Source organism: Halorubrum cibi (assembly GCF_900182635.1).
Lineage (GTDB): Archaea > Halobacteriota > Halobacteria > Halobacteriales > Haloferacaceae > Halorubrum > Halorubrum cibi.
Genome location: NZ_FXTD01000017.1, coordinates 1 through 12,196, shown reverse-complemented (window position 1 = coordinate 12,196; position 12,196 = coordinate 1). Strand labels below are relative to the sequence as shown.

Annotated in this window: 10 protein-coding genes; 4 read left to right on the top strand and 6 right to left on the bottom strand. The window is 51.2% G+C overall.

Annotated elements, in window-relative coordinates; genetic code table 11:
* The first annotated feature begins 465 nt into the window (after positions 1 to 465).
* A complete protein-coding gene (locus FN829_RS16310) occupies positions 466 to 1,872 on the top strand; it encodes a hypothetical protein (protein WP_246066566.1) in 1,407 nt (468 codons plus the stop codon).
* A gap of 242 nt (positions 1,873 to 2,114) precedes the next feature.
* Here FN829_RS16310 and FN829_RS15355 read toward each other — a convergent pair whose 3' ends face one another.
* The 3 genes from FN829_RS15355 to FN829_RS15345 are packed head-to-tail and all read right to left on the bottom strand — an operon-like array spanning position 2,115 to position 3,434.
* Complete coding sequence (locus FN829_RS15355) at positions 2,115 to 2,552, bottom strand: hypothetical protein (RefSeq protein ID WP_142987814.1); 438 nt, start codon at positions 2,550 to 2,552, stop codon at positions 2,115 to 2,117.
* Complete coding sequence (locus tag FN829_RS15350; RefSeq protein ID WP_142987813.1) at positions 2,549 to 3,082, bottom strand: DUF7342 family protein; 534 nt, start codon at positions 3,080 to 3,082, stop codon at positions 2,549 to 2,551. The genes FN829_RS15355 and FN829_RS15350 overlap by 4 nt, the downstream gene beginning before the upstream one ends.
* Complete coding sequence (locus FN829_RS15345; protein WP_142987812.1) at positions 3,042 to 3,434, bottom strand: hypothetical protein; 393 nt, start codon at positions 3,432 to 3,434, stop codon at positions 3,042 to 3,044. The genes FN829_RS15350 and FN829_RS15345 overlap by 41 nt, the downstream gene beginning before the upstream one ends.
* On the opposite strand from FN829_RS15345, the gene FN829_RS15340 reads away from it, so the two are divergent.
* Positions 3,433 to 4,419: an NAD-dependent epimerase/dehydratase family protein gene (locus tag FN829_RS15340; protein ID WP_142987811.1), complete on the top strand. Its 987-nt coding sequence runs from the start codon at positions 3,433 to 3,435 to the stop codon at positions 4,417 to 4,419. The genes FN829_RS15345 and FN829_RS15340 overlap by 2 nt on opposite strands.
* Positions 4,420 to 5,115: 696 nt before the next feature.
* On the opposite strand, the gene FN829_RS15330 is transcribed toward FN829_RS15340, so the two are convergent.
* Positions 5,116 to 6,549 carry a sulfatase-like hydrolase/transferase gene (locus FN829_RS15330; RefSeq protein ID WP_142987810.1) on the bottom strand — a complete coding sequence of 478 codons (1,434 nt, stop codon included), beginning with the start codon at positions 6,547 to 6,549 and terminating at the stop codon, positions 5,116 to 5,118.
* Between the two features lie 1,069 nt (positions 6,550 to 7,618).
* On the opposite strand from FN829_RS15330, the gene FN829_RS16010 reads away from it, so the two are divergent.
* Positions 7,619 to 8,365, top strand: coding sequence for a capsular polysaccharide export protein, LipB/KpsS family (locus FN829_RS16010; RefSeq protein WP_185955788.1), 747 nt, complete (start codon positions 7,619 to 7,621; stop codon positions 8,363 to 8,365).
* 78 nt (positions 8,366 to 8,443) lie between these two features.
* The gene (locus FN829_RS15320) at positions 8,444 to 9,538 is read left to right on the top strand and encodes a glycosyltransferase (protein WP_142987808.1); all 1,095 of its coding nucleotides are present in this window, start codon (positions 8,444 to 8,446) and stop codon (positions 9,536 to 9,538) included.
* A gap of 82 nt (positions 9,539 to 9,620) precedes the next feature.
* Here FN829_RS15320 and FN829_RS15315 read toward each other — a convergent pair whose 3' ends face one another.
* Positions 9,621 to 10,751 carry an O-antigen ligase family protein gene (locus tag FN829_RS15315; protein WP_142987807.1) on the bottom strand — a complete coding sequence of 377 codons (1,131 nt, stop codon included), beginning with the start codon at positions 10,749 to 10,751 and terminating at the stop codon, positions 9,621 to 9,623.
* A gap of 162 nt (positions 10,752 to 10,913) precedes the next feature.
* Positions 10,914 to 12,038, bottom strand: a complete 1,125-nt coding sequence (locus FN829_RS15310; protein ID WP_142987806.1) for a glycosyltransferase — start codon at positions 12,036 to 12,038, stop codon at positions 10,914 to 10,916.
* Positions 12,039 to 12,196: the final 158 nt, after the last annotated feature.

The window sequence follows — 12,196 nt, the reverse complement described above, 5'->3', positions numbered from 1 at the left end:
GTTCCGTGAAATCGTCTTGATGTTCGCCATCACCAACATAGAACCACTGTGTGAGCCGCTGTAACCGTGACTCAGCATCTATTCAACACAGCAGAGCGAACAGTTTCTTAATTACGTTGAAAAAATACTCGACGTTCTTTCGTGATGTACATCGACCGACATACAAGACATCCCAGTGTTTTTCACGTTTGTCTGACTTGAAACATGGGGGAGCGAGTTTTCCGGCATCAACATTGACTAGTGGCGCACCATTCAGATCCTCAACAAAATTTAACCCCGTAACCGCAAAATCATATATATCAGGGTGGACCTTCTTTGGCCCATTATAGTGTAGTCCGATTATCCAGTTTTCTTTTAGTGACTCTAGTTTGTGTTCACATCCAATTTAGAAGGGATAGAATCGCTAGAGAAAGATGATCAAGGATAGTCACACATTTACGTGGTAGAAAGAATACGAATCAATCGATGAGTGTAGCACTGGATGAGTATGAGGAATTTGAAGAAAAGTTACATCTATTCTCAATTCGTGTCGAAGGGATCCCGGTCTGGGAACGAATATACTTCAACGTCTTCCAAGAGATCGCACGTAAAAAAGGACGCGGACAATCACACACGCACAGTGGAGACGGACTGAAAGACTACCTCCACGGCTTCGCACTGTGGCTGAAAAACGCAGTCTACAGAAACCCGTACTTCGCCGGCGAACACGATTTCCTCTTCTTCGGCCACCAACGCCGAAAGCTCGAGGAAGACGGCTACTGGTGGGACCTTTACTGCGATCCGATCCACGAGCAGGGCGAGCTCGACTACGTCCACATGGAGACGCCGGTCCTCCTGTCGCATCGAAGCCCCGCGAAGACAGAAAATCTCCGATATCTCGAGCTCATAGAGTACGGAGGAACGCTCCAACGGAAGCTCGGTCTACGCTCGCCGTCACTTCCCGACAACGTCGTCTCCCGACTCCGTGAGGCCGAAGCGGAGATCCGACGGCGCTTCGATGTCGACGTGGACGTCGTCTCGGAAGCTCGAGACGCACTCCACGTCCGGAACACGACGCTCCCGCTGTACGAGCAACTGTTGGACCGAGTCGATCCCGAGGTCGTCGTCCTGGTCGTCTCATACGGGAAGGAGACACTCGTCGAGGCGTGTAAGCGGAAGGGGATCCCAGTCGTCGAACTCCAACACGGGGTGATCTACGACCATCACTTCGGGTACTCCTACCCGGATGGCGAGACCAAGACCACGTTCCCGGACTACCTCCTGACGTTCGGCGAGTTCTGGAACGAGAACGCTCGATACCCGATCCCCGACGACCGCGTGATCCCTGTCGGGTACCCGTACCTCGAGGAGCGGCTCGACGCGTACGACGACGTCGAACGCTCCGAGCAGCTCCTGTTCATCTCGCAAGGGACGATCGGCCGCGGGCTCTCGCAGTTCGCTCTCGAGGTACACGAGGACGACCGGATCGACCACGAGATCGTCTACAAGCTCCATCCGGGCGAGTACGACCGATGGGAAGAGGAGTACCCCTGGCTCGCGGAGTCGGACGTGCGGGTGATCGACGAGTCCGAGCCGCCCCTCTACCGCCTCTTCGCGGAGTCGAGCGCGCAGGTCGGAGTCGGATCGACTGCCGTCTACGAGGGGCTCTGTTTCGACCTGGAGACGTTCGTGTTCGAGGCGGACGGCGCGGACGTGCTCCGGCCCCTCGTGGAGGACGGGGCGGCGTCGACGATCGAGAGCGTGAACGACTTGGCCGAGGGGTTGGGGTCGGATGCCGCGAGTCGGTTCGATCGCGAGCGATTCTTCGAGTCGGATTCGGTGGAGAACATACTCGAGGAGCTGGAGCGGATCCGTGACACACACGGCGAGTAAGGGGATGACCGCCGTGAGATGTTGGTGCGAGCGGGCTCCGAGATCGAGACCATACAGCTCGACGAGTGCGTGAACGTCAACACACCCGCGGACGTAGAGCGGGCAGCCGAGTTGACGAGTGCGGAGTGAGGGTTCGTAGGGAGAGAACCGCTCAGTTTCAGCCGTCGAGGTTCACCTTGCTATCGACGTAATTCGAGTACCGAAGTGGTGCGCGGATGGAACCCGACCGCATCCGAAGGGCCTCAGTCAGTGGTCGACTCCCAGAGCTCACCCACTCGGTCGTCGACCCACGGGAGAACGGTCCGCTCGACGACTCTCGTAAGATCCGTCGCGTAGCTCCGGTCGACCGCGGCGGCCGTGCCCGCGTCCGGAAACGGATGGTAGTGGTCCCGGGCGTTGTGTGGCTGGTCGTGTCGATCCCATCGACACCCTCGTCGGTCGCCCGCGCGTGTCTCGTGGTACGACACGTGAAAATCGCCGTTCGTGTACGCACGGAGCTCGAGCGAGACGCCATCGACGTCTGCGGGGTAGTACTCGGCGTCGAGCGTCACGACGAGGCCCTCCAGTTTGTTCGTCGGGAACGGGGACGTCTGGCGCACCTCGGGTCGGTGACCGAACACGCGGGCGAGATAGCGCAGCGTCGTCTCGTCGACGGACCGCGACCGGTCGGGACCGGTCACGCGGCGTTCTCCTCGATCGAGGAGTCCGAGCCGCGATCCCGCCGGACGGCCTCCAGCCGGTCGATCCGCTCTCGGAGGGTGTGCCACTCGCTCAACGCGAGCCAGACTTCCTCCAGATCGTCGTAGTCGGCGTGGTCGAACGCGTCCACCGCCGTCGGCGACGCCGCGTCGAAGCGCTCGCGAAACGTCGCCTCGCGGTCGGTGAGCTCGGCGAGAGTGTCGTGGAGTTCGTCGCGCGACAGGTCCACGAGCCGGTTCCGAAGCCGCCACTCGAAGTACGACTCGTTTCGGACGTACGTGAGCGGGGACTCCGAGACGGTTTCGACGACGCCGATATCGGCCAGCCGCTCGAGATGCCGCCGGGCGGTGTCCGGCGCACACGAGGCGCGCTCCGCGATCTCCGACACGCCTGCCGGGTCGTACAGCTGGAGCGCGACCCGATACACTCGCTCGTCGGCGGGTTCGGACTTGAGGTCCGCGCCGAATCCTTCAGCGAGTCCGAACGCTCCGGCCGGTTCGTCGACGGTCATACCGATCGATAGTAGAAGAGACGATATAATTCTTGTGTCGCCGATTCATGTAGTCACTAGCGAGAATCACCGTGCGTCGTGAGAGAAACGGAATCCACTCTCCGTACGGGAAACCGAGTGGCCGGCGTGGAGTTTCCAACGTCACAGCCGAGACCCGACGAAACGGACCCCCTCCATCCCGGATCGTGTCGTCGAAGTCGTCGCCGATGGGTTCAGGTGGGTCCTGCCCGGTCGTCCCGACATGGATGCGGTCGTTCTCGCTGCCGGCCAGGGGGACCGACTCGTCGACCGGTTCGGCGACGCTCTCGGCGAACCGCGCGAGTTTTGTGTCGGCCTCCGGAAGGGCGCGCATGCGAATCCTCGTGACGGGAGGGGCCGGGTTCATCGGCGGCCACCTCGCCGAGTCGTTCCTCGACGACGGCCACGACGTGACGGTCCTCGACAACTTCGAACCCTTCTACGCGGAGGGGATCAAACGCCACACGCTCGACGCCCATCGCGAGGTGGCTGACGAGGGGGACTCGGAGTACCGGTTCGTCGAGGGCGACGTGCGAGATCCGGAGACGGTCCGGGAGGTCGTCGACGACGCGGACGTGGTCGTCCACCAGGCCGCGCAGGCGGGCGTGCGCGAGAGCGTGAAGAACCCACGGAAGGTGACCGACATCAACGTGAGCGGGACGGTGAACCTGCTCGAGGCGTCGAAGGAGGCGGACGTGAAGCGAGTGATCCTCGCGAGCTCCTCGTCGGTGTACGGCAAGCCGCGCTCATTGCCCTACGAGGAGGACCACCCGACCGAGCCCGTGAGTCCCTACGGCGTGACGAAGCTGACCCAGGAACACATGGCGCGGGTGTACACGGAGCTACATGACTTGCCGACGGTCTGTCTGCGCTACTTCACCGTGTACGGCCCGCGGATGCGCCCCAACATGGCGATCTCGAATTTCGTCTCGCGGTGCCTGAACGGGGAACCGCCGGTGATCTACGGGGACGGCCAGCAGACGCGGGACTTCACCTACGTAGATGACGTGGTGGACGCGAACCGGACGCTGTTGGAGTCGGGAGCTGCGGACGGAGACGTGGTGAACGTCGGGAGCTCGGACAACATCTCGATTCAGGAATTGGCCGAGACGGTGCGCGACCAGCTCGCGCCCGAACTGGAGATCGTGTACGAGTCCGCGCGGGAGGCCGACGCCGAGCACACGCACGCGTCCGTCGAGAAGGCGGGCGAGCTGATCGGGTATGAGCCCTCACGAACGATCGCGGAGGGAGTGGGGGAGTTCATCGAGTGGTATCAGGCGAACCGGGAGTGGTACGAGCCGTTGGTACAGGTGTCGTGAAACAGGATTGGGGGACAGAGGTCGTAAGTCCGGAATCGTGAGAGAATTGCCGTATGGGATGGAAGACGGGAGGGAGTCAGCGCTAGCATCTGGTCATTGGGGCAGGGAATTTCCGTGAATTTGGCGATTTCGTAGGTTTTTCCACGCGGGCGTACTGTCGCCACCACGCGTTAGCCGGGAACAGGTCGTTCCGGTCGAATAGCTCTCGGGCCTGCTCGGTCAGCCGATAGAACTTGTACGGGTAGCCACGCACGTGATCGTCGGGTTCGACCACCAGCTCTGCGATCACGCTAACATCCTGCAATATGCCGAGGTGCCAACGGATCGCATTCTCTCCAAGTTCTAGTTTCGTATAATCGAACTCTCGCATGCTCGGTTCTCTCTTGGGGTGGCAAACCAGGTCTGCGATCAAGTTGATGGATCGACTTCATTTCAACGAGTCTGTCGGAAACACGATCTCGAGTTCAGAGACGAATAACATGAAAATTGAAACAGTATCGAACGTATCTTTTCGTGAAATAAACCGCAGAGCTACCAGTTTCTAAAACTGTTCAGCAACACCGATCTAGAAGATACTGACAAGTGGCTCAGATACTCGCCTTCCCGTGGAACCAAGTATCTGAATACTACGATTCGAATTAATTCGACACGAATAGATATAACTGATAATATCATATTCTCATAAGATATTATCAGTTATTTATATCCGAGATCTGCTAACCGTTGTTCAACATTTTTGTCCATATCTATATCTTTTTCTCTACCAATATTAAGGGAATTCATCTTATTGAATTCATTTTCAACGATATCTGTATTTGGCCTTTCCACGGTGAAAGAGGTCTGAGCATCTCTAACCTGAACAACTGCTTTGTCGCCGTTTCTTTCAATATATTTGAATAATTTGCCATTTTCTTCACGATATACTGCTCTCCAAGGACCAAAGTATTGTTTGCGGGTTTCCTTATCTAATGGAATTGAGTCTCCAGGTGGTTTTAGTCGGTCAGTAGAGGCTACAACAACACCATCATCAGGTACAAAAGTAGTAGTCCCATTCCCACTAATTGTATCTTTTACTACCTTTGGGAATTTAGCCAGAGATGAAATTGAATCGATTTTCTCTTCATATGATTGATTAGGCCTCTTAACAATAAGTGGAATATGAGTTAGCACTTCGTGTATTCCGTAAGCATGTCCATTTAGCCGGACATTTGAATTTACTCGACTTTGCTCAGCGAAGGCTTGACCGTGATCGCTCGTAATGACGAGTAGAGTGTTCTCATACTCCCCCATTGATTTTAGTTTGTCAATGAGAGTTTCAATTGCAGAATCAATTTGCCTGATACAGCCATCATATAGTGGCTCAATGGCTCGAATTTCTCCCCATGGTCGTTCTCCGCCAATATATCCCATTGTGCCACACTCTGCTGTCTGTTGCCTAACTGACTCTAATAGTTCGCTTCCCCAGTAATTAGATTGTTCACTTGGAATATATGGTTCGTGAGCATCCATCAGATTGATACACGCGGCCCAGTGATCACTATTATCTTCTACCCAGTTAATAAATTCATTAATATATATATCAGCAACTTCAGTTTCGGGATCGTATGATGAAGCATCTGCAAGGAATTTAGTATTTATACCGTTAATAATAGATCTTAGAGGCTTACTTGATCTCAACGATTTATGAATATACTCAGCCTTGGTCTCAATATCCATCTCAGTAGGATCTAAAGCGGAATCAAAGATCTTTGTCTGGGTATTCCTCTTTGGTCCACTATATTTTTCGAACACATCACATAAATTAGAGGCTTCTGTGATTACAGCATTTGGTGAGAAAATGCCCGTATTATATTCATGTTCTATTTTGAGTTTTTGCCAAATATTCTCTTCTGGATTAATATATGAGTTATGTTCAGAGATATTATGTTCATTAACATTATAACCAGTGAATATACTCGTATGACTTTGGATGCTATTTATGCTTGGTGAGCGAGCTTGTGTGTAGAGTGTTGACTCATTAGAAAGTTCCTCTAATCGAGGTGTAGTATTATTATTGTGACCATATACACTACAGTTTCTAGCACGAACAGAATCCATCACGATCAAAAGAATATTTGGACGATTAACCATATCAGTAGATTTGGATGGATCTTTTAATCTGTTTCGAATATAGCAAATGTTTTAGATTAGGGATCATTTTGTGTGAGTGCGTGTAGGTTTTAACCAGTAATCTATAGAAATATCTATCGGTTGAAGATCTTCTTTAGTATTAATTGGGATAGATCCGATTCAATAAGAGAGTATAGTTGTTCAGACGTGGTACAGACTGACCGCTACGATCCGCATCGAACAACGAACTCAACTAGGAAGGACTCACGGTCAGAGCTTGATCGGTAACGCAGTCACTAACTGAAGATTTTATCAGTGGCAAAATAGGGCCGGGAATATATTTCATTAGAAGTTTCTTCAGATTACTGCGTGGATATAGATAGACAAAATGATGAACATCGCAGGTGAACAGAGAGATATGTCCACTGAGATTAAGAACCGTGAGTTTATTTCTCCATTAAATTCAAGAAATTCAATTGAATTCATAAACCAATTATCTCAAGAGATTGGAAAAAGAGGAGGTTCTATCTCGATAATCATACAGAATCAAAGTGATAGTGATAAAATTCAGAAACAGATCTCTGACGATCTAATAATTAATGATCATATATCCCACAAACCAACCCAAAATCTAAATTTTCTCACAAATAAATACAAGATCGATTCCGTACGGTCGTTCGTATTTCCACAATTAGTATACGACTATGAATATCTCAAGCCCTCCGGTGGTCGATTTCTTCCGAATGGTCCGGTAGAGCCTAATTTCGAACCGTATATACAGCGTTTACATCGATTATTAGATTTTTTTGATGGGTTGTATGATGACGGTTACAGAGGAATACCGATCCAGAACCAAGGAGGGGAAATTAATCGACGCGTTCTCGCGCGTGTCGCGGAGTATCACGATGTGCCGTCTATTCGTTGTAGTTTCAGTCCTCTTCCTGGTCGAACGACGATTCGAAGTGGCGAACAGATGGCTTTCCCGGAGATCGAATCTGCACTCAGTCGAGATCTTTCGAGAGCAGATCGTAAGCGAGCCGAAGAATATCGTCAAACGGTAGTTACTGATAGGCCACAGGTGGGTGTAGATGTGTCCACCTCACGACCCACATCAATTATTTCAAATATCCTCGGAAAGGCCCAGATAGTAGCAAAGAAGCGGCTTGATTCACTCCCGAGCATCGCACGGTGGGCCCGACGAACAATCGGGAAACCAGTACAAGCAAAAGTCCAGCAGTACTATGCGTTAGACCGTGAGGACACACGTGAATACGTGTCCAGTTCTAAATTCGTCTTCTACTCCTTACAGTACTACCGGGAATCACGTGTTACCATGCGGTCACCGGCGTTCTACGATCAAGCAGGACTTATTAAATATCTCTCCAGATCCGTACCTCACGGTACCGAACTGCTGGTGAAAGACCATCCTCAACAGCTCGGTGCGATGCCGTTCTCGGATATTCGACAAATATCACGGTACGTGCCGATCGCAAAGCCATCGACTCCAGCACATAACCTCATCGAGAAGGCGGAAGCAGTAGTCACGTTGAATAATACCGTCGGACACGAAGCGATCGTATTCGGAAAGCCAGTCGTGGTACTCGGATCGGCATTATACGGAGACCTCGAGAGCGTCGTTCATCTCGACGATATCAACGACCTCGACACGACGATCGCAAAAGTGATCGAGGACGGAGGACTCTCCAACGATGATATCCGGCGATACATCGATGCGTTGTTCGAGATCAGTGAGCCTATGAAGTGGGGTGATCCGGCAAAGCCAAACGTCGACGAATTCATATATGCTATCGACCGACATCTCTCGAAGATCGATTAAGACAAGAGAACACATGAACTGTATTACATTACATATAAGAAACGGGAATCCGAGGCGCAATGAGGAAACTGAATCGGAATGAGTTCGAGCATAACGTTATTTATTGGGAATCTCACAATCGGGGGAGCAGAACAAGTCACAGTCAACCTAGCTAATCAACTCGTCGAGAACGGCCATCAAGTAGAAGTACTCGTTGTCACTGAACAAGGAAAATTAATTAATGAACTCTCCTCTAGCATCGAATTTTCGGTGCTTCCTATCGATCGGATGCGGTGGTCAGTTGTTCCATTAGCTTGTCATCTACGCCGTACTCAACCAGACGTTGTGATCTCTTTCCTGACTGCCGCAAACGTGATGACGATCCTCGCCGCACAGTTATCTCAAGTGTCGTCTCGTATCATCGTCACCGAACATAGTACCCAATCAGAGACCCAAGCATTCTCAAAGAAACGGGATATGATACTGGCGAAGTACACGTACTCTCTTGCCGATCACGTCGTCGGCGTTTCCAAGGGTGTCTCCCAAGATATCCGCGATTGGGCGAGAATTTCCAATGACAAGGTCAGTACCATCTACAATCCCGTCATTAGCGAAGAACAGTTCGAAACCGTCTATGCTCTACCGTCACATCAGTGGTTCCACGATGATGAGATAGCGGTGGTGTTGAGTGTTGGACGGCACGTAGAAGCGAAAGACTATCCCACACTTATCCGCGCATTCGCACGACTCACGGAAGAACGGGGAGATACTCGACTGCTCCTGTTGGGAGGCGGCAAACTAACATCAGAGTACGAATCTTTGGCTGAACAACTCGAGATTAGTGAAAAAGTATCCATGCCTGGGTTCGTAAGCGATCCATATCCGTACATGGCTCATTCAGATGTTTTCGCGTTGTCCTCACAGTGGGAAGGACTCTCACTTGTTCTCATTGAGGCAATGGCGTGTGGAACTCCTGTCGTTTCGACTGATTGTCCAAACGGACCATCGGAAATCTTGATGAATGGAGAGTATGGAGATCTTACCCCTGTTGGAGATTCAGAAGCGCTGAAAGACGCACTCCTTCGAATACTTAAGGATCCAATCGATCCAGAAAAGCTACAGCAGCGTGCACGATACTTCTCCATTCGTGAAGCTACAGCACAGTATGAAGGGTTATTCGAAACCGTACTCTGATCTAGAACAATTCAGACAATAGATGAGTATATTTTAGTCAATTATACAAAATATGCTCAAAATTCGGAGATATTGTTCAATCCTAGTCAGCAACAATATCTGATAAGAGATATCCAATTAGAACCGCACCGATCACCGAGGTGGTACTTAAGCCAAACATCGAGTTACCCGTGAAGAGTTCATTCACGACGAAGCCGATCGTGAGCGAATGGACGATCAAGGACTCCCGATCAAGTTTGAGCTTCGCATGGTTCGTGATCGAGTAGACGAAGAGATAGACGTAACAGAGTCCACCGAGAACTCCAGTCGTCACGAACAGTCTCAGGAAAGAATTGTAAATGCCGGCACCCACAGAACCCTCGGCGAACGCGCCGACGATCGTTGGCAGATCACCTGGGCCGTGACCGAGGATCGGTCTCGCCTTCACCGCCTCGATAGCAGCATGCCAGATATCGAGTCGTCCCGCGAGATAGATCCGTTCCAGTATCGATGGTCCCGGGATTAATTGGAGGAGCATGAGATAACTGATCGTTCCGAGGAGCAAACAACCAGAGATCAGTTGGTGAAAATACTCTCGGTTGAGGTAATTGCCCGCAACGTACACGAAAACGGCCGCAGATACGGCCAAAAAGGCTGCACGACTTTGAGCTAAAAACAGCCCGAGAGCGCAGATCGCAATCAAACCGCGTCGAACCGTACTACCTTTGAACCAAACGAGGCTGGAAATTGTACCAAAAAAGGCTAATTCCGCAAATGGGTTTGGATTATAAAAGGTCGATTCTATAATATAAAAGCTGAGACCGAAAACGCTCGTAGTCGTATGTACCGAAATAAGTGGAATTGCGTTACCCACGATCGCACCAGGGATACCAATAAATACGATCGTCCCTGCGAGAAGGGAAATGAATTTCAGAAAATTTTCTACATCCAGAACAGTAGGAAATAAGAATATTAATGTGAATGATACTGGAATGAAGATGAACACTCTAGCGATCAATTCGATGTTGTCGGGTTTCGTTATGCCATGAAAGATAAAGAGTGTGTAGAGCACCAATATAGAAGCGAGAATAGAGAACGGCACACGTATCTCACTAAATCCAATATAAATCGAATATATTGCCGCAGTAGCAATAACTGCCATCGGCAAGGCTAACCACGCCCTTGAGAGAGGAGATGCCGTAACGAGTGTGGCGACAATAAAGGCGGCGAACAAGAATACAGCGCAGTTAGGTTGCTGTACGAACGATCTCTTTATTTGATTCAAAGTTAACTGATGACTCGGACTATTCTCACTTGAGCATAACGATGTGATTCACTGTCTTACGAATGTGACCGACAGATCACACAGCCGTCGTCCGATATCTAAGAGAGAGATCTATTCTTCGATGAGGTTTCGATATTCATTCGTAACCTCTTCTACTGAAAACCGAGAGCGAGCGTACTGTTCTGTATCGATCGGGTCCTGTTGGTCAAGCGTCGAAATGACACTTTTAGCCATGTTTTCATGATCTCCGACATCTACGAGAGATCCCCACTCTCCACTCTCTAAGATCTCTTCCGGACCGCTAGGGCAGTTGGTTGAGACCACTGGCACGTTACAGGCCAGGGCTTCGATCAACACGTTTGGACAACCTTCCCACTGCGAGGAGAGAACGAACACGTCCGAACTCGACATGTAGGCGTATGGATTATCGACGAAACCCGGTATCGAGACGGAATCAACGAGATCGAACTCCTCTATGAGCGCCTCTAGTTCGTCTCGACGGGGTCCTTCTCCAAGGATGACGAGCCGAGCGGTCCGGTCCTGAACGACGCGATCGAAGGCCCGTATCAGTGTTTGAAAGTCCTTCTGTTCGCTTAACTCACCGACACCGAGTACGATCGGGATGTCCTGATCTTCGACAAACCACGGATGATCGATCGGTTCGGTTCGGTTCTGTAGGAGTTCATCCGTAACGGATGGATTGTAGATGGTTGTGATCTGCTCCGGAGCGAGTTTCGTCATCTCGAGCAAGTCGTCAGCAACTCCATCGGACACGGCAACGACGGCGTTAGCATAAGGATACACGTATCTCGCCACTCGGTGGACCAACCGATGTTTCAACTGGCCGTTCACCTCCTTCGTAGACAGCATGTTCGAGATGCGGATCACGACTCTCGTGGAGACACCGGAGATCCGTTTCGCACAGATCGCCACGATGTTCGCCGTGTCGATGGTCGATAACAACACATCAGGTCTCTCACGCTTGAGGTAAGTGACCAACTGTGGAAGTGCTCCGAAGAATCTCCTTGTATCGAGATCGATGATGTTCACCCTATCGGAAACATCAGCGAGGTATTCGCCACGAGCTTGGACGAGAACGATATCGACGGAATATCCCCGCTCCGCGAATTCGTTTGCGAGGTTCACGATCACCCTTTCAGCACCACCACCTCGTAGAGACGGGAGATAAAACGCGATGTGGTTCGCGTCAGGTGATGATCTGCTCTCAGAACTCATTTCTCGCGGATTGGTACATTATCCATATAAATGACGGGATATCAGTCTGAGAGAATACGGTGTACGCTCTTGTGTAGCACATTGTTGATTTCAGAGAGTTGCTTTGACGGCGTATTTGAGCGCTTTTCGTCCGGGTTTGCGGTAGAGTTCTCGTCTGA